Here is a 20952-nt window from a genome sequence, read left to right on the forward strand (position 1 = left end):
AAGGCATACATGGCCTCCGCCTGCAATACAATCGCCGATAATACTTCCAGCCAAATATGGAATACATACGGGGAGCTTTGCAATGTCTGAACGCGAGTCGATGGAATATGACGTGGTCGTGGTTGGCGGTGGACCCGCCGGCCTGGCCACTGCTATCCGTCTTAAGCAGCTAGCCGCTGAAAAGAATCAGGAAATCGGCGTCTGCGTACTTGAGAAGGGTGCGGAACTGGGTGCGCACATCCTGTCCGGCGCCGTCATGGACCCGCTGGCGTTGACCGAGCTCATCCCCGACTGGAAGGAAAAAGGCGCGCCGCTGAACGTGCCTGTGACGCATGACAAGTTCATGTTCCTGTCCGAAACCGGCGCGCGCACCACCCCCAACTGGCTGCTGCCGCCCTGTTTCCACAACGAAGGCAACTACATCGTCCGCCTGGGCGACGTCGTCAAGTGGATGGGTGAACAGGCCGAGGCGCTGGGCGTGGACATCTTCCCGGGTTTTGCCGCCGTGGAACTGCTGTACGACGAGAACGGCGCCGTCCGCGGCGTGGCCACCGGCGACATGGGCGTGGCCCGCGACGGCTCGCACACCGACCACTACCAGCCCGGCATGGAACTGCATGCCCGCTACACCGTGTTCGCCGAAGGCGCGCGCGGCCAGTTGGGCCGCCAGCTGATCGAACGCTACAAGCTGGACGACGGCCGCAATCCGCAGTCCTACGGCATCGGCATCAAGGAAATGTGGGAAGTCGATCCGGCCCAGTCCAAGCCGGGCCTGGTCATCCATACCGGCGGCTGGCCGCTGGACTCCGATACCTACGGCGGCTCGTTCCTCTACCACCTGGACAACAACCTGGTGGCCGTGGGCATGGTCGTGGGCCTGGACTACGCCAACCCCTGGCTGTCGCCGTTCGACGAATTCCAGCGCTACAAGACGCACCCCGCCATCCGCGGCACCTTCGAAGGCGGCAAGCGCATCGCCTACGGCGCGCGCGCCATCACCGCGGGCGGCCTGCTGGCCCTGCCCAAGCTGACCTTCCCGGGCGGCGTGCTGGTCGGCTGCGAGGCCGGCTTCCTCAACGCCTCCCGCATCAAGGGCAGCCACGCCGCCATCAAATCCGGCAAGCTGGCCGCCGAAGCCGCGTTCGACGCGCTGGTCGCCGACCGCCGCCAGGACGAGCTGGCCGCCTATCCGGCCGCTTTCGAGGCATCCTGGCTGCACGCGGAACTGAACAAGGCGCGCAACTTCAAGCAATGGTTCAAGAAGGGCCGCACCATCGCCACCTTGATGACCGGCGTCGAGCAACTGCTGCTCAAGGGCAAGATGCCCTGGAGCCTGCGCCACAACAAGCCTGACCATGCCTGTCTGCAACCCGCATCGCAATGCGCGCGCATCGACTACCCCAAGCCCGACGGCAAGCTCACTTTCGACAAGCTCAGCTCGGTGTTCATCTCGAACACCAACCATGACGAAAACGAGCCCATCCACCTGACGCTGAAGGATCCGTCGATACCGGTACAGGTCAACCTGGCCAAGTATGGCGGCCCGGAATCGCGCTACTGCCCGGCGGGCGTGTACGAGTTCGTCAAGGACGACCACGGCGAAGACCGCTTGCAGATCAACGCGCAGAACTGCGTGCACTGCAAGACCTGCGACATCAAGGACCCGACCCAGAACATCGTCTGGGTCGCGCCGCAAGGCGGTGAAGGCCCCGTCTACAGCGGCATGTAAAGCAGCCGGACGCCAGCGCCCGGCCACCGAAGGCGCCCCACAGGGCGCCTTTTTTTTTCGACGAGCAGGACTATTCCATGACCGAACGCGTACTTCTCATCGGCTGCGGCGACCTGGGCCAGCGCGTGGCCCGGCGCTTTCTCGCGCGCGGCGACGACGTCTACGCGCTGCGCCGCAACCCGCCTGCCGGTGGCGCGGACGGCATACGCTGGCTGCAAGGCGACATTTCCCGCCCGGACGGACTGCCCGCCCTGCCCCGCGGCGTGACGCGGCTCATCCATCTGCCCGCGCCCGGCGCGCGCGAGGCCGCCGCGTACCGCGCGGTGTTCATCGACGGCCTGAAGCACGTGCTGGACGGGTTGGACACGACGCAGCTCAAGCGCGTCGTGTTCATCTCGTCCAGCGCGGTCTATGGCGAACATGAAGGCGGCTGGGTCGACGAAGACACGCCGCCCGCGCCGCTGGGCGTCAACGGGCGGGTGCTGCTCGAAGCCGAAACCGCACTGGCGACTTATGGCCTGCCGTCCACCGCCTTGCGACTGGCCGGGCTTTACGGCCCCGGACGCCTGCAATTGATCGAGCGCCTGCGCCAGGGCGCAGCGGGCGCGCCGACCCAGCCCGCACACTGGGCCAACCGGATCCACATCGATGACGCCGCCGCGGCCGTGGTGCACCTCGCGCTCCTGCCCGAAACGGCGCCGGTCTACGTAGGCTGCGACGATACGCCCCTGCCCCTGCATGAGCTATACGCCGACCTGGCCAGACTGATCGGCGCCCCTGCGCCGCGCGAGGCGCAGGCGCCTGCCAACGTCGGCAGCAAGAAGCTCAGCAATGCCCGGCTACGCGCCAGCGGCTTCACGCTGCAATGGCCGGACTCGCGGCTCGGCTATGCCGCGCTGCTGACCACCACCGGCGCTGGCGACCCCGAAGCGACGCAGGCATAGTTCGCCGCCCATCGAATCGTGGCCGTCCAGGCTGGACGATACTGGCAGCCGGATTCACCACCGGCCATCGCCATGCATCCCGCCCATCCCCTGCAGGCAGTCACGCATCCTGACCCCTATCCCTACTATGCCGCGCTGGCGCGCGAGCGGCCGCTGTATCGCGAAGCGACGCTGGACTTGTGGGTAGCCAGCCATCCGGACACGATAGCGGCCATCATGCGGCACCCTGCCGCGCGCGTGCGTCCCGTGGCGGAGCCGGTGCCGAAAGGATTGGGAACCGGTCCGGCGGCCGACCTGTTCGGCCGCTTCGTGCGCATGAACGACAGCACGACCCACCAGCAAGTGAAGACCTTGCTGAGCGCTTTCATCCGCGAGCAAGGCGCCCAGGCCTGTCCGCCAGCGTGGCCGGATCCGGGGCCGCTGAACGCCATGGCCGTCGACCGCTACCTGAGCGCCGCGCCGGTGCACGCGCAAGCCGCATTCCTGGGCTTTCCGCCGGACCTGTACGCCGATTGCGCGGCGGACATCGCGGCATTTCTGTCGGCGCTGCCCGCCACCGCCACGGCGGATCGCATCGAGGCGGGACACGCCGCCGCGATGCGCCTGCAAACCCGCCTCGAATCACATCTGCAGGCCCCTGATGCCGCCCCTGCCTTGCGCAGGCTGCGCGAAGACGGCGCGCGGGCGGGTATAGCCCCCGCGCTGCTGGCCGCCAATCTGGCTGGCTTGCTATTCCAGTCCTGCGAGGCGGGCGCAGGCCTGCTGGGCAACGCGATCATCCTGGCCGGGCGGCGCGGCCTGCCCGCGGATCCCACGGAAGATGCAGCGCTGGCCTTGATGGATGAAGTCGAACGCAGCGACCCGCCGCTGCACAACACGCGGCGGTTTCTCGCCGCCGACATCGACACTGGCGGCCAACACATCGCAGCGGGCCAGACCGTGCTGCTGGTGCTGGCCGCGGCGGCCACGGTACAGCCCGAGGCGCACTGGACTTTTGGCGCGCACGGGCATGCCTGCCCCGGCCGTCTGCCTGCCCGCCAGCATGCGGCGGGTGCGCTCAGCCACCTGCTGCGCGCAGGCCTCGACGCTGCCGCGCTCGCGGCCCGTTTCCGCTACCGGCCGCTGCCGAATGCACGCGTGCCCCAATTTGATTTTTCCGAGGAACCCGCACCATGATCGCAGTGATATTCGAAGTCGAACCCGCCCATGGCGACCCCAACCCCTATCTGCATATTGCCGCCGGCCTGATCGATGAACTGAAGGCCATGGACGGCTTCATCTCGGTAGAACGCTTCCAGAGCCTGACCGAGCCGGGCAAGCTCCTGTCGCTGTCCTTCTGGCGAGACGAAGAATCGGTCAAGCGCTGGCGCACGCTGGAGTCGCACCGCCGGGCCCAGGAAGCCGGACGCGGCGGCGTCTTCGCCAACTATCGCCTGCGCGTGGCGCAAGTGCTGCGCGACTACGGCATGAACCAGCGCGACGCGGCGCCCGCCGACAGCCGCGACCGCCACGGCTGAAGCCTGTACTTCAGGCCCCGGCTGCCGCCGCGGCCAGGGCCACCCGATGGGTGGCGCCGGATTCCAACACCGCCGTCATCGATGGCACGCCCTGGGCGGCCGATGGATCGAAGTAGTCGGCCTCGTCGCGTCCTTGCCCCGCGGGCAAGTCGCGCACCTCCACGCGAAAGCCTTCGGCCCGGCTGCCGCGCAGTTCCGGCACCGCTTGCAGCAAGCGGCGCGTGTAGGGATGCGTGGGCCGGTCGAATACTTCGTCGCGCGTGCCCTCTTCGACGATATGGCCGCGCAGCATTACCACCACGCGGTCGGCGATCTGCTCCACCACGCCCAGATCGTGCGAAATCAGCAGGCAGGCGAAGCCGTGGGAGCGCTGCAGCGACATCAGGGTCTCCAGCACCTGCTTCTGCACGGTGACGTCGAGCGCCGACACCGGCTCGTCCGCGATGATCACCTCGGGCCGCAGCACCAGCGCCCGGGCGATCGCCACGCGCTGCCGCTGCCCGCCGGACAGCTCATGCGCATAGCGTTCCGCGTAGTCGTCGCCCAGCCCTACGTCGCGCAGCGCCTGCGCCACGCGCGTGCGCCGGACCTCGGACGTCATGCCGGCCTCCAGCCGCAGGCCCTCGCCCACCAGGTCGCCGATGGTCATGCGCGGATCCAGCGATGAATACGGATCCTGGAACACCATCTGCACACGCCGGCGCGCCGCCTGCCAGGCCTGGCCGGAGCCGCCCGCGGGCAAAGCCTGGCCGTCCAGCTCGATGCGCCCCTGGGCTTGCGGCACCAGTCCCAGGATAGACATCATGACCGTGGTCTTGCCGCTGCCCGATTCGCCGACGATGGCCAGCGTTTCTCCTGGCGCCACCGCGAAGGTCGCGCGGTGCACGGCGCGCACCGCGCGCTTGCGGAACCAGCCCTCGCGGACCGAGTAATCGATCGCCAACCCATCAACCTGCAGGATGGGCGGCCCTTCCACGGCGGGGCGGGCCAAACCGCGCTTGGGCAGCGCGTCCAGCAGGCTGAGCGTGTAGGGGTCCGCCGGCCGCGACAGCACCTCGGCCACCGGCCCGGTCTCGACCGCCCGGCCGCGGCACATGACCAGCACGCGCCGCGTGTAGGCGGCCACCAGGGCCAGGTTGTGGCTGATGAAGATCAGCGCCGTGCCCTCTTCGCGCGTCAATTCGCACATCAGGTCCAGCACTTCCTTCTGCACCACGCAGTCCAGCGCCGTGGTGGGCTCGTCCGCGATCAGGAGGCGCGGCTTGAGCAGCATCACCCCCGCCAGCAGGATGCGCTGCCGCATCCCGCCGGAAAATTCATGCGGGTAGCGCTTCATGCAATCCTGCGCATCGCGCACCCGCACCCGCTCCAGCATCCGCACGGCCTCGTCCCAGGCCGCGCGGCGCGCCATGCCACGGCGCAGCACCAGCGCCTCGATCAGTTGCTCGCCCACGCGGAAAGCCGGGTTGAGCGACACCATCGGCTCCTGGAACACCATGCCGATGCCGGTGCCGCGCTTCGCCAGCCAGTCGCGCGGCGCCTGCCGCAGCAGGTCCTGGCCTTCAAACAGGGCTTGTCCGCCGGTGATGCGGGCCGAGTCAGGCAACAGGCCCAGCAAGGTCTTGCCGATCAGCGTCTTGCCGCTGCCGGATTCCCCGACGATGGACAGCGATTCGCCGGCGTGCAGGTCGAACGACACGCGGTTCACCACGGGCGCGGCGTCGCGCTTGCCGGGAAAGCGGATCTCCAGATCGCGTACCGACAGCAAGGGTTGGGCCAGGTTCATGCCATCACCCCCCGCATGCGCGGATCCAGCAGGTCGCGCACCGCGTCGCCGAGCAGGTTGATGCCCAACAGGCTCAGCGAGATCATGGCGCCCGGGAACACCGCCAGCCAGATCGCCTGATCCATGGCGTTGCGGCTCTCGGACAGCATGCCACCCCAGGTGGCCAGCGGCGGCGGCACGCCCAGGCCGAGAAAGCTCAGCGCGCTTTCGGCCAGCAGGGCGGAACCGAAGATGGAGGTCGCGAAGATCAGCAGAGGCGGAAAGCAATTGGGCAGCACGTGGCGGAACACCGTCCACAAGCCGCTGTGTCCGGTGGCGCGCGAGGCGATGACGAAATCGCGCTGGCGCAACGACAGCGCGGCGCCGCGCGCGATGCGCGCCACCGACGGCGAATACGCCAACCCCAACGCCAGCACCACGCCCCACTTGGACGGACCCAGCACAGTCATGATGCCGAGCGCCAGCAGCAGGCCGGGAAACGCCATCAGCGATTCCACCAGTACCGTGATGCCACGGTCGACCCAGCCGCCCGCATAGCCCGCCGTGACGCCGATGGTCGTACCCAGCAGCAGCGCCAGCAGCACGGAGAACACGCTGACCGCCACGCTGACGCCGGCCCCCGCCATCAGCCGCGACAACACGTCGCGGCCGAACTCGTCGGTGCCCAGCCAGTACTCCGCCGACGGCGGCGAAAAGCGCGCCAGCAGATCGCCTTCCAGCGGATCGTGCGGCGTATACACCAGCCCCACCAGGGCCAGCAGCACCACGCCCCCGACCAGCGCGCCGCCCAGGACGGCATTGGTATGTTTGAAACCCATGATGATCCTATTGAAGCTTCACGCGCGGGTCGAACAGCGGATACAGCAGATCCACCACCAGGTTGACCGCCACGTACAACAGCGCGATGAACAGCAGGCAGCCCTGCACCACCGGGTAGTCCCGCGCATAGATGCTTTCGACCAGCAGGCGGCCGATGCCCGGCAACGTGAACACGGTCTCGATCACCGCGGCGCCCGACAGCAGATGGCCCAGCATCAAGCCGATCACCGTCAGGGTGGGACCGAACGAATTCGGCAGCACGTGGCGCAGCATGACGCGCTTTTCCGGCAGGCCCTTGGCGCGCGCATGCGCCACGTATTCCAGCCGCAGGGTCTCGATGGTGCTGGCGCGCATCATGCGCGTGATGGCGGCGATCTCCGTCAGCACGATGGCGCATACCGGCAGCACCAGATAACGCGCCGCGCCCAGGCCGCCCTGGGCGATGGATTCAAAGCCGTACACCGGCAGCCAGTTCAGCTTCACGCCGAACAGCCAGATCAACAGGATGCCGACCCAGAAGCTGGGCATGGACACGAACAGGATCGAGGTCGACACGATGGCGGTATCGGCGCGGCGGTTCTGGCGCCAGGCGGCGACCATGCCGGCGGGCACCGCCACCAGGCAGGCCAGCAGCGTCGCCGTCAGCACTACCTGGGCCGTCACCGCAAAATGCGTCAGCACCAGGTGCATCACCGGTTCGCGCCGCGCGATGGACATGCCCAGGTCGCCTTGCAGCGCGTTGCCCACCCAGATCAGGAACTGCTCGCCGACGGGGCGATCCAGCCCCAGCGCGTGGCGCATTTCCGCCAGCAGCGCCGGGTTGTCGATATCGCCCAGCATCAGCGAGGCCGGATCGCCGGGAATCGCGCGTATCAGCGCGAACACCAGCACCGTGACCACGATCACGGTGGGCACCGACGCCGCGATGCGCTTGAGTAGATAGCCCAGCACGGCGCCTCAGTTCTTGGTCACGTTGAAGAAACGCGGCTTGCGCAGCGGCCAGCCCGTAAAGCCCTGCAGCTTGCTGGAGACCACGACATAGCCCGGTTTGTTGTAGTACATCAGCAGCGGAGTGTCGCGCAGCATCAAGGCATGCAGCTTGTCGAACGCCTGCTTGCGCACGGCGGGATCGGACTCGGCCTCGATGCCTTCCAGGATGGCCGCGGCTTCAGGACTTTCCCATTGGGCCATGGGCGTCTTGGACTTGTCGCCGATCACGTCGCGGAACATCAGCGCGGGCTCGGTGCGCGCCGAGTAGGCAAATGCCATCAGCTGGAACTTGCCTTCGCGGAAGTTGGTCACCTGCGTGCCCCACTCCAGCATGTCCAGTTCGGCCTTGATGCCGGCCTTGCCCAGCAACTGCTGCGTCACCACCGCGACCCGGTACAGATAGGGATAGCGCTTGTTGGCCTGCAGCTTCAAGGGTTCGCCGCGATAGCCGGCGGCGTCGAGCAGGCGCTTGACCTCTTTCAGGTTCTTCTCGTAGCCGGCGCGGTCGGCCTCGGAGTAGTAGGCGCTGGCGGCGGGCACCAGGGACGGGTTGTAGGCGGCCTGGCCGTTGTTCAGCGCCCGGGCGATGCCGGGAAAATCCAGCGCCAGCGCGATGGCGCGGCGCATGTTCACATCCGACAGCAAGGGCGCGCGCGTCTGCATCAGCAGATTGACGGTATCCAGCCCCTGCTCGGTGACGATGTTCCAGCGCGGATCTTTGATCGGCAGATTGTCTTCGTCCGCGTTGTAGGCGTCGACCTGCCCCGCCATCAGGGCCGCCTTTTGCGCCGCAGCGTCCGGAATCACCACGAAGCGCACATTGGCCTGCGCGGTTTTCTTCCCCGCCATACCACTGGGCGCTTCCTCGCGCGGCTTGTAGCCCGCATACGGCGTCAACAGCAGGTACTGCTCCTTCTTCCATTCGGCAAGGACGTAGGGGCCGGTGCCTATGGGTTTGACCCACTTGCCCTCGGCATCGACGCTCTTGGCGCTCAGCACTGGCATCGGACACTGGACGCTGGCCATCTGATCCAGGAACAGCGCGTAGGGCTGCTCCAGCCTGAATACCACGGTGGCCGGATCCGGCGTTTCCACCGCCACGACCTTGGCGCCCTTGCTGCCGTCGTAGAGGTTCTTGCAGGAATACTCGGACTGGGCGCCGTTGAGATAGTCGTAGGTCCACTTGACGTCGGCCGAGGTCATGGGCGAGCCGTCGTGAAAGGTGAGGCCCTGGCGCAGCTTGAAGGTGTAGGCGCGCTTATCGTCGGACAGCGTCCAGCTGTCGGCCAGCATGGGAGCCACGCTCATGTCGGCGCGCAGCGCCACCAGGGACTCCACCACGTGGGCCAGCACGTTGTCGGTGGAGGTGTTGCGGGAACGCCCGCCGGGCAGCGTGGTCGGCGTGCCCGAGCCCTCGGCGTAGCGGATTTCAGGAACGGCAGCCTGCGCCCACACCGCTGCGGGCATGCCGGCCATGGCGCCGGCCAACGCGGCGGACAACAGCAGCGCGTTCTTGACGCGCGAACCATGCGAATTCATAGGGGGTCACTCCATGGGCGGCGCTAGCCGCATACGGGTCCGGGGCCGGCTCAGAAGAGCCGGTACTCAGCGAAGTTGCGTCCTTCGTAGGGCTTGCGGGCGATCCACATCACGCCGCTGGCCGGTTCCATCAAGGTGGTGGCCACCGTGGCCGAGATGCTGTCGAAGCTGGCCGGCTTGGGCGAGCGCAGCACGCCGTCCGGCGCGGCGAAGTCGTCGGCCAGGATGCGTTTGACCTTGTCCCAGTCAATACCGCCAGCCGCGCGCGCCAGCATGTCCTGCACGCGGCGTTGGCGGTAGATCGAATCCGGATTGGCGGCCAGGCCTTTGTCGAACAGCTTGGCGCGCGCGGGCGGGCTGATCCAATGGTTGGCGTGGACCAGCAGGCCATCCTCGGGCGTGATCCAGAAGATCTCGTCGGGCGAACATTCCAGGTCGACCGCTTCGCCCTGCGCCTGCGCCAGCATCAGGTTGTTGGAGCAGAAGCGCCGCGACGCCCACAGCACCTTCATGGCGTTGCAAATGTTGGTGGCTTCCAGCATCTTGCGCCGCACCAGCACCAGCGGCACTTCGGCGGGACGCTGGTAATCGTGCTCGCAGGACAGGAAGTTACCGGACAGGGACACGCCCGCGCTATTGAAGCCGTGGCGCGCCAGGCTGCCCGCCTCGGTGAACATCAAGAGATCGGGGCCGTCCTCGCGCCGCATGCGCAGCACGATGCCGGTGTCCACGCATTCCTCGCGCCAATCCCAGTTGTGGGCATGCATGAGCTTGCCGCCGGCGGCGGCCTCGGGCAGCACGATCAGGCCGGTGCAGCCATCGTCCAGGCCCTTGCGGGCGCGGCCCAGCTCGGCATGGCCGAACATCATTTCGGTGCGGCAGTTGATGACCACCACGTCCTCCAGCGCCTGGCCCGATCCGTCGGCGATGCCGCGCAGCTCCTCCAGGTAGGCCGCGTCATAGTCGCCCACCACCGGCACCATGGCGGCGGCCAATTGCTTCAGGCGATCCGTGGCGACGCCGCGCCGCTCCAGCTGCCCGCGGTAGAGGGCCACGCTGCGCGCCACGCGTTCGGGGACGGCGGCGCCGTGCTGGCGACCGCGCTCATAGGGGCTGCCCTGCACGTCGACCAGGGGGAAAGGGGTAGGCAAAGTCACGGCTCAAGACTCCGGAGCGAGATTCATAGACGGGCAAATTTTGTACTAATATATGAAAAAGTTCAATACAAGGGTTTCCACCGAGCCATGCCTGCGGCGTGCACGCCCGAGGCTCTCCGGTACCATTCCGACTCCGTCGCCTTTCGCGCCCAGCCCTCATGTCCAACGCCGCCCCTGCCCGCCCCACTCCGCTGCAAGTCGACCTGGCGCGCCATATCGCGGAAGACATCGTGGCCCGGCGCTTCGCGCCCGGCGACCACCTGTCGGAGGAAGCGCTGGCGGCGAACTACGAGGTGTCGCGCACGCCGGTGCGCGGCGCGCTCAAGCTGCTGGCCGCGCAGGGCCTCATCACGCATCGCCCCAACAGCGGCTACACGGTGGCGGCCCATGCCGCCGCCGCGCCGCCCGCCATCGCGGGCGCCGGCCCCACGCAAGACGAGCTGTATCGCCGTTTGATCGATGACCGCGCCTCGCGCGCGCTGCCGGAAACCTTTACCGAGCGCGATCTTCAGCAGCGCTATCCGGCGCCGCGCAGCGTGCTGACCAAGACCCTGCTGCAGTTGTCGGCGGACGGCCTGATCGAAAAGCGCAAGGGACACGGCTGGCAGTTTTCGCCGTCGTTGGAGAACCGCGACGCGCTCAACGAGAGCTACCGGTTCCGCATGACCATCGAATGCGCGGGCCTGCTGGAACCCACGTTCCGCCTGGACCGCGAAGCGCTGGCGCGCATGCGCGCCGCGCATGAAGCGCTGGCCGTGCGCAGCGACGCCGACATCTCAGCCACTGAATTCTTCAATCTCAACGCCTCGTTCCACGAGATGCTGGCCCGCTTCTCGGGCAACCGCTACATCCTGCAGGCGGTGCAGCAGCAGAACCAGTTGCGCCGGCTGGAAGAGCATGCCGCGTTCTACCGCGACGCGCGCTTCATCAATTCCAGCAGCGAACACCTGCAGATCATCGACGCGCTCGAAGCCGGCGACCAGGAATGGGCTTCCCAGCTCATGCGGCGCCACTTGAAGACCTCGCTGCAGGTGTCCTAAGCCCCCTCTCCGCTTTCATTCATCCGCCAGCACGCCCTGGCGGATCTCGGGTACGCATGGCATCCGCGTTGTGGATTGCGTTCGGGCCTTCTTGTATTGTATTTATCAATCTATTAATACAAAATAGGAACCACAAATCCATCCACGCCGGAACCCCCATGCCATCGTCAGCGCCTCATCCCACACCCGCCATCAACGCCGAAGCCTATTGGATGCCCTTCACCGCGAACCGGCGCTACAAGCGCGCGCCGGTGCTGTTCAGCGCAGCCGAGGGCATGCACTACATCCGACCGGACGGACGCCGCGTGCTCGACGGTATTGCGGGCCTGTGGTGCGTGAACGCCGGGCACCGCCGCCCAGAAATCGTCGATGCCATCGCCCGCACCGCCCACGAACTGGACTACGCGCCCTCGTTCCAGATGAGCCATCCCCTGGCCTTCGAATTGGCCGAGGCCTTGCGCCAGGAGGCGCCCGCCGGGTTCTCCAATGTGTTTTTCTCGAACTCCGGCTCCGAAGCGGTAGATACCGCGCTGAAGATCGCGCTGGGCTATCACCGGGCGCGCGGCCAGGGGCAGCGGGTGCGCCTGATCGGACGCGAGCGCTCGTACCACGGCGTGGGCTTCGGCGGCCTGTCGGTGTCTGGCATCGCCGGCCACCGCAAGCCTTTCGGCAATCTGCTGCCCTATGTGGACCATCTGCCGCACACCTATGACCGCAACCAGATGGCCTACACCCGTGGCCAACCCGATTGGGGCGCCCACCTGGCCGATACGCTGGAGCGCATCGTCGCGCTGCATGACGCGTCCACCATCGCCGCCGTCATCGTGGAGCCGGTGGCGGGCTCGACCGGCGTGCTGGTGCCGCCCAAAGGCTACCTGCAGAAGCTGCGGCAGATCTGTGACGCGCACGGCATCCTGCTGATCTTCGACGAAGTGATCTGCGCCTTCGGCCGTATCGACGGCGCCTTCGCCTCATCGCACTTCGGCGTCACGCCCGACATCATCACCAGCGCCAAGGGGCTGACCAACGGCGCCATCCCCATGGGCGCGACGCTGGTGCAGCAGCATGTCTACGATGCCTTCATGCAAGGACCGGACAGCGCCATCGAACTGGCCCATGGCTACACCTATTCCGGCCATCCGGTGGCCTGCGCCGCCGGCCTGGCGACCCTGGACATCTGCCGCCGCGAGGGTCTGTTCCAGCGCAGCCGCGAACTCTGGCGCTATTGGGAGGACGCCGCGCACAGCCTGAAGGGACTACCGCACGTCGTCGACATCCGCAACATCGGCCTGCTGGCCGCCATCGAGTTGGAGCCCTTGGACGGCAAGCCTGGCCAGCGGGCCTATGCCGTGCACCAGGCCTGCCTGGAGCGCGGCTGCCTGATCCGCTCGGCGGGCGACACCATGCTGCTGTCGCCCCCGCTCATCATTGAGCGCGCGCAGATCGACGAGTTGTTCTCGGTGTTGTCGGACGTGCTGCGCGCGGACGCCTGAGCGCCGACCCTGCCTATGCCAGGTGCCGCGCCACCGCCTGGACCACCTGCCGCACATCCGCGGCGGACACGTCCAGGTGCGTGACCAGGCGCGTCGGGCCGCCGTAGACGGCCCGCATCTGGATGCCGTCGGCGGCCAGTTTGGCCGTGAGTTCCTCGCAACGCGCAGGCTCGAATTCAGCGAACACCATGTTGGTGTCCTGGCTCAATACCTTGACGCCCGGAATGCCGCGCAGCCCCTCCGCCAGCAGGCGGGCGTTCTCGTGGTCATCGGCCAGGCGCTCCACGTTGTGCTCCAGCGCATACAGGCAGGCCGCGGCCAGCACGCCGGCCTGGCGCAGGCCGCCGCCCAGCATCTTGCGCCAGCGGCGGGCGCGGGCGATCAGCTCGGCGCTGCCCACCAGTACCGAACCCACCGGCGCGCCCAGGCCTTTCGAAAAGCAGAGGGACACCGAATCGAAGGGCTGGCACAGGTCCGCCACCGGCTTGCCGCTGGCCACCGCGGCATTGAACACGCGGGCGCCGTCCAGATGGGTGGCCAGTCCGTGCTGGCGCGCCCAGTCGGTCGCAGCCTGCACGTAGTCGGCGGGGATCAGCTTGCCGTGGAAGGTGTTTTCCAGCGCCAGCAGGCGGGTGCGGGCGAAGTGCGCATCGCCCTCGGGCTTGAGCGCCGCGGCCAGCTTTTCCAGCGGCAGGGAGCCGTCCTCCGCGTGCTCGATCGGCTGCGGCTGGATGCTGCCCAGCACGGCCGCGCCGCCCCCTTCATACTTGTAGGTGTGCGCGAGCTGGCCCACCAGATACTCGTCGCCGCGCTCGCAGTGGGCCATCAGCGCCCCCAGATTGCTTTGCGTGCCGGACGGAAAGAACAGGCCCGCCGCCTTGCCGGTGCGTTCGGCAACCGCCTCCTGCAGACGGATCACGGTCGGGTCGTCGCCCATCACGTCATCGCCCAGGGGCGCGGATACCATGGCTTGCAGCATGGCCGCGGATGGCCGGGTGACGGTGTCGCTACGCAGATCGATCATGGAAAATCCTGGTATGGAAAAGGAATTCTGAAAAAGATTAGTCGGCGCGCACGGCCGGCGCCGCGCGGCTCACCACCCAGATGCCGGCCAGAATCAGCGCCATGCCACCCAGCTCGGCAGGACTGGGTTGTTCGGACAACAGCGCCCAGGCGAACAACATAGCGACGACGGGCACGCCCAGGCTGGACAGTCCCGCGATCGAAGCCGGCACCAGGCGCACCACCAGCAGCCACAACAGCCAGCCCGCGGCCGTCGCGATCAGCACGATGTAGACCATGCCGGTCCAAAGCTGCCAGCCCCATATCGCGGGCATCTGCGGCACCAGAAAGGCGACAGGCGTCATGACCAGTCCGCCCAGCAGCATCTGCCAGGCCGTGAAAGTCATCACATCCGGCGCGTGCCGCTCGAACATGCGCTTGGACAACACCGTGCCCACGCCCCAGCACAAACCGCTGCCCAGCCCCAACAACACGGGGCGGATATCGCCCAGGCCGTTCCAGGGTTCGACGAAACAGACCAGCCCGATGGCGGCCATGGCGATGCCCAGACCATGCCGCGCCGTGGGGCGTTCGCCCAGGAACCACCACGCGAACAGGATCACCCAGAACGGCATCGTGTAGGCCATGAGCGAGACCTTGCCCACGCCGCCCGATACCAGCGCCGTCTGTACAAAGCCCTGGAATCCGGCCGTTTGCGTCAGGCCGATCAGCAAGGTCAGCTTCCAGGGCGGCATCGCCAGCGGACGCCGCATCGCGATGGCCAGCGCGAACAGCACCACGCCGCCCGATACATAGCGCAGCGCCACGAAGTCGAACGGGCCGATATACGGGACGATCAGTTTCATCGCGATCCAGCTGCCCGCCCAGACCAGGATGGTGCTGAACATCAGGGCTAGCCCTGCACGATCGAAACTGCTGCGGCTCACTGGCACGACTCCGTGGGAATGAATTCTGGACGCGGAAAAGCAAATACGCCCGTACCGGCGGTTCCGATACGGGCGTATGACATTATGCGCCTGCCTTACCCGCCAGGGCGGTCACAGGCAGGCCATTCCCGTCCATCATGCGGACGGGAACGATCACAAGGACTTGGCCAGCTGTTCCAGGATGGCCGGGTTCTCCAGCGTGGACACGTCCTGCGTGATTTCCTCGCCCTTGGCGACCACGCGCAACAGGCGGCGCATGATCTTGCCGGAACGCGTCTTGGGCAGGTTGTCGCCAAAGCGGATGTCCTTGGGCTTGGCGATGGGGCCGATTTCCTTGGCCACCCAGTCGCGCAGCACCTTGGCGATGGCTTGCGCCTCGTCGCCTTCGGGACGCGAACGCTTGAGCACCACGAAGGCCACCACGGCTTCGCCGGTGGTGTCGTCGGGACGGCCCACCACGGCGGCTTCCGCCACCAGTTCGTGCGCCACCAGGGCCGACTCGACCTCCATCGTGCCCAGGCGGTGGCCCGACACGTTCAGCACGTCGTCGATACGGCCCATGATCCAGAAGTAGCCGTCAGCATCGCGCTGCGCGCCGTCGCCAGCCAGGTAGTAGCCGCGCAATTCGGGCGGGAAGTAGCTCTTCTTGAAACGCTCCGGGTCGCCCCAGATGTTGCGGATCATGGCGGGCCAGGGACGCTTGATGACCAGGAAGCCGCCATTGCCCTGCTCCACATCGCCACCCGTCTCATCGACGATGGCGGCGGCGATGCCCGGCAGCGGCAAGGTGCAGGAACCCGGCTTGGTCGGCGTGGCGCCCGGCAGCGGCGTGATCATGTGGCCACCGGTCTCGGTCTGCCACCAGGTGTCCACAATGGGGCAGCGCTCGCGGCCGATGTTCTTGTGGTACCACATCCAGGCTTCGGGATTGATGGGTTCGCCCACCGTGCCGATGATACGCAGGCTGTCCAGGTCGTAGTTCTGCGGATGCGCTTCGGGCGCGGCCTCGGCGGCCTTGATCAGCGAGCGGATCGCGGTGGGCGCGGTGTAGAAGGTGGTGACCTTGTGGCGCGCGATCATGTCCCAGAAGCGGCCGGCGTTGGGATAGGTCGGCACGCCTTCGAACACGACCTGCGTCAGGCCGGCCGCCAGCGGGCCGTAGGTGATGTAGGTGTGGCCGGTGACCCAGCCCACGTCGGCCGTGCACCAGTAGACGTCGTCCTTGCGGGCGTCGAAGGTCCACTTCACCGTCAGCAGCGCCCACAGCAGGTAGCCCGCCGAGGAATGCTGCACGCCCTTGGGCTTGCCGGTGGAGCCGGAGGTGTAGAGAATGAAGAGCGGGTGCTCGGCGTTGACCGGCACGGGCTCGCAGGTGTCGGGCTGGCCGGCCTCGACGTCGTGCATCCAGAGGTCGCGGCCTTCGTTCCATTGCACCTTGCCGCCGGTGCGGCGGTACACGATGACCTTGGTCACGGCCTCGCAGCCGCCCATGGTGAAGGCTTCTTCCACGGCGGGCTTGAGCGGGATGGTCTTGCCGCCGCGCACCTGTTCGTCGGCGGTGATGACCAGCGACGCGCCCACGTCCATGATGCGCTCCTGCAGGCTCTTGGCCGAGAAGCCGCCGAACACCACCGAGTGCGTCACGCCCAGGCGCGCGCAGGCCTGCATGGCCACCACGGCTTCGATCGACATGGGCATGTAGATGATGGCGCGGTCGCCCTTCTTGTAGCCCAGCGCCGCCAGGCCGTTGGCGAAGCGGCAGACGCGCGCCAGCAGTTCGCGGTAGCTGACCTTGTTGACCTTGCCGTCGTCGGTTTCAAAGATGATGGCGGTCTTGTCGGCGTTGCCGTTGGTCAGGTGCACGTCCAGACAGTTGGCCGACACGTTCAGTTCGCCGTCGCCGAACCAGCGGTAGAACGGCGCGTCCGATTCGTCCAGCACCTGCGTGAACGGCTTGGACCATTGCAGGTTGTCGCGCGCCTGCCCGGCCCAGAATCCGTCGAAATCGTTCTCGACCTGCGCGCACAGCGCGTTGTAGGCCTCCATGCTGGGGATCGCGGCGCCTTGCGCGGCGCGCTCGGGCGGCGGGAACACCCGGGTTTCCACCAGTACGGACTCAATAGCGTTCGACATGATCTTTGTCTCCAATCGGTAATTCTGTTGTTTGTGCCGCTTGTTCTTTACCCAACCGCAACCGTATCGCCACGCTCTTACGGGCACCTTACGCAAAATGCGGGCCGGAGCCCGCGAGGCAAGGCCGGCGCCGGGCAATCAAGGCGTGCCGCCGCCAATCGTAGCGACGTCACCGGACAGTCCATAAGGATAGCAGCCGCTGCGGCCTGCGCGTACCGCGCGCCTCAAGCCGCGCGCCGCGCCAGCCCGCGCTTCACGTCCACGCGCGACAAAAGGATGAGGCCGCCCACGAAGAACAGGCCGGTCACCAGGATCGCGAGGCGGTGATTGCCATGCGTGGCCCAGGTCACCAGGCCGTAGGTGAGCGGACCGATCACGGCGGCCAACTGCACCGCGAAGGTCCACAGCGAGTAGAACTCGGCCAGCCGGCCGGCGGGAGCGAGCGCGCCGGTCATGGCGCGGCCCGCGCTCTGCGTGGTGCCCATGCACAGCCCCGCCAGCGTGGCGGCCACCCAGAACACGGGCGCCGTCACCGCGGCGTAGGCCACCAGCACCATCACGATCCAGCCGCACAGCGTCACGGCCAGCGCCGGCTTGTGGCCGATGCGGTCCTGCACGTAGCCGAAAGAGAACGCGCCGGCCGCCGCGCCGATGTTCACGGTGAACACCAGCAGCATGATCTGCGGCGTGGTGAAGCCCATGACCTCCGAGGCATAGACCGCAGCCAGCGTGATCACCACCGAGATCCCCGCCTGATAGCAGGCGATGCACATCAGCAGGCGGCGGAATTCCGGAAAGTGCTGGCCGGTTTCGCGCCAGGCATAGGCCAGGCGCTTGAGTATGTGCAGGGCTTCCTGCTTGCCGGCCTGCGGCTTGGCGCGTTCGCGCAGCAGAAAGAACGACGGCAGTGCCGCCAGCGCGAACACCGTGCAGGTGACGACGATGACCCAAGGCACGAAATGCTCGGCGGTTTCGCCGCGCGCCTCGGCCAAGGTCACCACGACCAGCGACAGGCCCAGCGTGAGCATGCCGCCGCAATAGCCGAAGCTCCAGCCCCAGCCCGAGACGCGTCCCAGCGCCGAGGGCCGGGCGAGTTCCGGCAGGAAGGCCGCGACCACCGATTCGCCGACGCAGTAGCAGTAGTTGGAAATGACGATGGCGGCCAGCGCCAGCCAGACGTCGCCAGGCCCGGCCTGCGTCAGCACCAGCGTGGCGGCCACGCAGCCCACCGTGCTCGTGAAAAGCAGGCGGCGCTTGCTGGCGCGCGCATCGGCGCGGGCGCCCAGGGTGGGCATGGTCAGCATGATGAGCAGATAGGACAGCGACAGCGTCGCGGTCCAGGCCAGCGTGGCCCAGGGCGCGCGCCCGCCGACCACACCGACGAAATATGTGCTGAACACCGCCGTGAGGATCACGGTGGTGTAGCCGGAATTGGCGAAGTCGTACATGGCCCAGGCCCAGACCTCGCGTTTGGCCACGCCGGGATTCAGGGGGCCGTCGCCCCCTGCTCCAGCGTTCTGCGCGGAAGCGCCGACCGGCGCTTCCGACGGCTCGCCGTGGCTCATAGGCCCAGTGCGGCGATGCCAGCTTGCGCGATCAGCGCGTCTTCGGTCGATTTCACGCCCGACACACCGACCGCACCCACCACATGGCCATTGGCCACGATCGGCACGCCGCCTTCCAACATGCCCTCGAGGTGCGGCGCCGACAGGAACGAATAGCGCCCGTTGTTGATGATTTCTTCGTAGATGCGCGATTCGCGGCAGCCCATGGCTGCCGTCTTGGCCTTGGCCGGCGCAATGTGGGAGGAAATCGGCGCAACGCCGTCCAGGCGCAACATGCCCATCAGGTGCCCGCCGTCGTCAACGACGGCGATGGCGACCGCCCACTTGTTCTGCAGGGCGTGTGCTTCGGCCGCAGCCAAAATCTTCTTGACGTCTTCGGCGCTCAGCACGGGCTTGGTATTCATTGCAGCGACTCCTTTATTTGTTCCAGGGCGGATGGATCTTCTATGGTGGTCAGGTCGCCGGGATCGCGTCCTTCGCATACCGCGACGATCGCGCGGCGCAGGACCTTGCCGGAACGGGTCTTGGGCAGCGCGCCCACGAACCGGATCCTGGCGGGCCTCGCCACAGCTCCCAGCTGATCTTCCACCAGCCGCATGATATCGCCTTCCAGGCGCTTTGCCCCTTCCTCGGTTTCGGCGCCGGCGGGATTCTTGAGCACCGCGAACGCCATCGCCACCTGCCCCTTGAGCGAGTCCGCCACGCCCACCACCGCGCATTCGGCGATCGCGTTGTGGCTGTTGACGGATTCCTCGATCTCGCGCGTGCCCAGCCGATGGCCCGCCACGTTGATCACATCGTCGGTGCGGCCCAGGATGAACCAATAGCCATCGGCATCCACCAGCCCCCAGTCAAAGGTGGAATACACCTGGCGGCCGGGAATGGAGGTGAAATAGGTCTGCACGAAACGCTCGTCGTCGCCCCAGATGGTGGACATGGCGCCCGGCGGCAGCGGCGGCACGATGGCCACCACGCCCTTCTGGTCGGGGCCCAGGTCTTCGCCGGTGGACTCGCTGACGATGCGCGCATCGAAGCCGTACACCGGGAACGACGGGCTGCCGAAACGGGTCGGCACTTTTTCCACGCCCGGCTGGGCCGACAGGATGGGCCAGCCCGATTCCGTCTGCCAGTAATTGTCGATGATGGGCTTGCCTAGGCCGCCAGAGATCCATTGCGCCGTGGGTTCGTCCAGCGGCTCGCCCGCCAGGTAGACCGCGCGCAGCGAGGACAGGTCGTGGCGCTTGAGCAGCTCCGGGTCCTGGCGCTTGAGCACCCGCACCGCGGTCGGCGCCGAAAACAGGGTGTTGACGCCGAACTGCTCCACCAGCTTCCACAGGATGGCGCCGTCGGGGCGCACCGGCGTGCCTTCATACAGCACCGTCGCCTGTCCGCCGATCAGCGGGCCGTAGATGATGTAGGAGTGGCCCACCACCCAGCCGATGTCGCTCGTGCAGAAGAAGGTTTCGCCGGCGCGGCCGTCAAACAGGTATTCCATGGAGGAGGCCAGCGCCACGGCATAGCCGCCGGTATCGCGCTGCACGCCCTTGGGCTTGCCCGTGGTGCCGGAGGTATAGAGGATGTAGCTGGGCTCGGACGACTCCAGCCACTCCACCGGCACCCGCGCGCCCAGATGGCGCTGGCGCAGGGTCGCGTAGTCCAGGTCGCGCCCCGCCACGGGTTCGAACGGCGCCAGGCCGCGGTCGAACACCACCACCGAGGCCGGCGGCGTCTTGGCCAGCGCCAAGGCGCGGTCCAGCAGAGGCTTATAAGGCACGACCTTGCCGCCGCGCGAACCGCCGTCGGTGCAGACCACCACCTTGGGGGCCGCATCGTCGATACGCTGGGCCAGGTTGACCGAGGCGAAGCCGCCGAACACCACCGAGTGCACCGCGCCGATCCGCGCGCACGCCAACATGGTGAACACGGCTTCCGGCACCATGGGCATGTAAAGCAGCACCCGGTCGCCACGCCCCACCCCAAGTTCCTTGAGCATGGCGGCCGCGGCGTTGACCTCTTCGTACATTTCCTGGCGGGTGTAGACGCGCTCGCGCTCCACCTCGGTGGACACCCAGATCAGGGCCGGCGAGTCGGCCTGGGTCGGCAGCCAGCGGTCGACGGCGTTGTAGCAGAGATTGGTGCGCCCGCCCGTGAACCATTTGGCGAACGGCGGCCGGGAAAAGTCCAGCACGGACTCGAAAGGCGTCTCCCAGTGGATGCGGCTGGCCTCTTCCCGCCAGAACACGTCGCGGTCATGGATCGAGCGGTAATGGAAATCCCGGGTTTTTTGCATT

Annotated in this window: 17 protein-coding genes; 6 read left to right on the forward strand and 11 right to left on the reverse strand. The window is 67.2% G+C overall.

The window, feature by feature from the left end; all coding sequences use genetic code 11:
• The first annotated feature begins 82 nt into the window (after positions 1 to 82).
• From AC3WOB_RS09175 to AC3WOB_RS09190, 4 genes are all read left to right on the forward strand, one after another.
• Positions 83 to 1729: an electron transfer flavoprotein-ubiquinone oxidoreductase gene (locus AC3WOB_RS09175; protein WP_013392272.1), complete on the forward strand. Its 1647-nt coding sequence runs from the start codon at positions 83 to 85 to the stop codon at positions 1727 to 1729.
• A gap of 77 nt (positions 1730 to 1806) precedes the next feature.
• Positions 1807 to 2673 carry an NAD-dependent epimerase/dehydratase family protein gene (locus AC3WOB_RS09180; RefSeq protein WP_492274793.1) on the forward strand — a complete coding sequence of 289 codons (867 nt, stop codon included), beginning with the start codon at positions 1807 to 1809 and terminating at the stop codon, positions 2671 to 2673.
• Positions 2674 to 2745: 72 nt separating this feature from the next.
• Positions 2746 to 3849, forward strand: a complete 1104-nt coding sequence (locus AC3WOB_RS09185) for a cytochrome P450 family protein (RefSeq protein ID WP_492274794.1) — start codon at positions 2746 to 2748, stop codon at positions 3847 to 3849.
• Positions 3846 to 4190 (forward strand): antibiotic biosynthesis monooxygenase family protein, encoded by a 345-nt coding sequence (locus AC3WOB_RS09190; RefSeq protein WP_424239782.1) that lies wholly within the window; start codon positions 3846 to 3848, stop codon positions 4188 to 4190. Before AC3WOB_RS09185 ends, AC3WOB_RS09190 begins: the two co-directional genes overlap by 4 nt.
• Before the next feature lie 10 nt (positions 4191 to 4200).
• On the opposite strand, the gene AC3WOB_RS09195 is transcribed toward AC3WOB_RS09190, so the two are convergent.
• Genes AC3WOB_RS09195 through AC3WOB_RS09215 form a run of 5 tightly spaced genes read right to left on the reverse strand, consistent with a single transcriptional unit; the run spans position 4201 to position 10481 of the window.
• Complete coding sequence (locus AC3WOB_RS09195) at positions 4201 to 5976, reverse strand: dipeptide ABC transporter ATP-binding protein (RefSeq protein ID WP_492274795.1); 1776 nt, start codon at positions 5974 to 5976, stop codon at positions 4201 to 4203.
• Positions 5973 to 6794 (reverse strand): ABC transporter permease, encoded by an 822-nt coding sequence (locus tag AC3WOB_RS09200; RefSeq protein WP_492274796.1) that lies wholly within the window; start codon positions 6792 to 6794, stop codon positions 5973 to 5975. Before AC3WOB_RS09200 ends, AC3WOB_RS09195 begins: the two co-directional genes overlap by 4 nt.
• A 7-nt stretch (positions 6795 to 6801) precedes the next feature.
• On the reverse strand, positions 6802 to 7746 hold the full coding sequence (locus tag AC3WOB_RS09205; protein WP_013392266.1) for an ABC transporter permease: 945 nt from the start codon (positions 7744 to 7746) through the stop codon (positions 6802 to 6804).
• 6 nt (positions 7747 to 7752) lie between these two features.
• Complete coding sequence (locus AC3WOB_RS09210) at positions 7753 to 9324, reverse strand: ABC transporter substrate-binding protein (RefSeq protein WP_492274797.1); 1572 nt, start codon at positions 9322 to 9324, stop codon at positions 7753 to 7755.
• Positions 9325 to 9374: 50 nt separating this feature from the next.
• Positions 9375 to 10481 carry a C45 family autoproteolytic acyltransferase/hydrolase gene (locus tag AC3WOB_RS09215; protein WP_492274798.1) on the reverse strand — a complete coding sequence of 369 codons (1107 nt, stop codon included), beginning with the start codon at positions 10479 to 10481 and terminating at the stop codon, positions 9375 to 9377.
• Between the two features lie 158 nt (positions 10482 to 10639).
• Here AC3WOB_RS09215 and AC3WOB_RS09220 point away from each other — a divergent pair, with 158 nt between their 5' ends.
• Both AC3WOB_RS09220 and aptA read left to right on the forward strand, forming a co-directional pair.
• Positions 10640 to 11521 (forward strand): GntR family transcriptional regulator, encoded by an 882-nt coding sequence (locus AC3WOB_RS09220; RefSeq protein ID WP_492274799.1) that lies wholly within the window; start codon positions 10640 to 10642, stop codon positions 11519 to 11521.
• A 158-nt stretch (positions 11522 to 11679) separates the two neighbouring features.
• The gene (gene aptA / locus AC3WOB_RS09225) at positions 11680 to 13014 is read left to right on the forward strand and encodes an omega-aminotransferase AptA (RefSeq protein WP_492274800.1); all 1335 of its coding nucleotides are present in this window, start codon (positions 11680 to 11682) and stop codon (positions 13012 to 13014) included.
• Positions 13015 to 13027: 13 nt separating this feature from the next.
• On the opposite strand, the gene ltaE is transcribed toward aptA, so the two are convergent.
• The 6 genes from ltaE to AC3WOB_RS09255 form a co-directional block, all read right to left on the reverse strand.
• Positions 13028 to 14038: a low-specificity L-threonine aldolase gene (ltaE, locus tag AC3WOB_RS09230; protein ID WP_492274801.1), complete on the reverse strand. Its 1011-nt coding sequence runs from the start codon at positions 14036 to 14038 to the stop codon at positions 13028 to 13030.
• A 37-nt stretch (positions 14039 to 14075) separates the two neighbouring features.
• A complete protein-coding gene (locus AC3WOB_RS09235) occupies positions 14076 to 14963 on the reverse strand; it encodes a DMT family transporter (RefSeq protein ID WP_492274802.1) in 888 nt (295 codons plus the stop codon).
• Between the two features lie 153 nt (positions 14964 to 15116).
• Positions 15117 to 17096, reverse strand: coding sequence for an acetate--CoA ligase (acs, locus tag AC3WOB_RS09240; protein WP_492274803.1), 1980 nt, complete (start codon positions 17094 to 17096; stop codon positions 15117 to 15119).
• Between the two features lie 224 nt (positions 17097 to 17320).
• A complete protein-coding gene (locus AC3WOB_RS09245) occupies positions 17321 to 18661 on the reverse strand; it encodes an MFS transporter (RefSeq protein ID WP_492274804.1) in 1341 nt (446 codons plus the stop codon).
• Positions 18658 to 19065: a GlcG/HbpS family heme-binding protein gene (locus AC3WOB_RS09250; RefSeq protein ID WP_013392257.1), complete on the reverse strand. Its 408-nt coding sequence runs from the start codon at positions 19063 to 19065 to the stop codon at positions 18658 to 18660. The genes AC3WOB_RS09245 and AC3WOB_RS09250 overlap by 4 nt, the downstream gene beginning before the upstream one ends.
• On the reverse strand, positions 19062 to 20951 hold the full coding sequence (locus AC3WOB_RS09255) for a propionate--CoA ligase (RefSeq protein ID WP_492274805.1): 1890 nt from the start codon (positions 20949 to 20951) through the stop codon (positions 19062 to 19064). Before AC3WOB_RS09255 ends, AC3WOB_RS09250 begins: the two co-directional genes overlap by 4 nt.
• Position 20952: the final 1 nt, after the last annotated feature.

It is taken from the genome of Achromobacter sp. FW305-C-30-7 (assembly GCF_058783105.1).

What these genes read in the sequence shown, in the direction of transcription:
- AC3WOB_RS09200 (WP_492274796.1), bottom strand. Translation starts at nt 6,794, where the DNA reads ATGGGTTTCAAACATACCAATGCCGTCCTGGGCGGCGCGCTGGTCGGG.
- AC3WOB_RS09185 (WP_492274794.1), top strand. Translation starts at nt 2,746, where the DNA reads ATGCATCCCGCCCATCCCCTGCAGGCAGTCACGCATCCTGACCCCTAT.
- AC3WOB_RS09255 (WP_492274805.1), bottom strand. Translation starts at nt 20,951, where the DNA reads ATGCAAAAAACCCGGGATTTCCATTACCGCTCGATCCATGACCGCGAC.
- acs (WP_492274803.1), bottom strand. Translation starts at nt 17,096, where the DNA reads ATGTCGAACGCTATTGAGTCCGTACTGGTGGAAACCCGGGTGTTCCCG.
- aptA (WP_492274800.1), top strand. Translation starts at nt 11,680, where the DNA reads ATGCCATCGTCAGCGCCTCATCCCACACCCGCCATCAACGCCGAAGCC.
- AC3WOB_RS09220 (WP_492274799.1), top strand. Translation starts at nt 10,640, where the DNA reads ATGTCCAACGCCGCCCCTGCCCGCCCCACTCCGCTGCAAGTCGACCTG.
- AC3WOB_RS09175 (WP_013392272.1), top strand. Translation starts at nt 83, where the DNA reads ATGTCTGAACGCGAGTCGATGGAATATGACGTGGTCGTGGTTGGCGGT.
- AC3WOB_RS09180 (WP_492274793.1), top strand. Translation starts at nt 1,807, where the DNA reads ATGACCGAACGCGTACTTCTCATCGGCTGCGGCGACCTGGGCCAGCGC.
- AC3WOB_RS09195 (WP_492274795.1), bottom strand. Translation starts at nt 5,976, where the DNA reads ATGAACCTGGCCCAACCCTTGCTGTCGGTACGCGATCTGGAGATCCGC.
- AC3WOB_RS09250 (WP_013392257.1), bottom strand. Translation starts at nt 19,065, where the DNA reads ATGAATACCAAGCCCGTGCTGAGCGCCGAAGACGTCAAGAAGATTTTG.
- AC3WOB_RS09210 (WP_492274797.1), bottom strand. Translation starts at nt 9,324, where the DNA reads ATGAATTCGCATGGTTCGCGCGTCAAGAACGCGCTGCTGTTGTCCGCC.
- AC3WOB_RS09190 (WP_424239782.1), top strand. Translation starts at nt 3,846, where the DNA reads ATGATCGCAGTGATATTCGAAGTCGAACCCGCCCATGGCGACCCCAAC.
- ltaE (WP_492274801.1), bottom strand. Translation starts at nt 14,038, where the DNA reads ATGATCGATCTGCGTAGCGACACCGTCACCCGGCCATCCGCGGCCATG.
- AC3WOB_RS09245 (WP_492274804.1), bottom strand. Translation starts at nt 18,661, where the DNA reads ATGAGCCACGGCGAGCCGTCGGAAGCGCCGGTCGGCGCTTCCGCGCAG.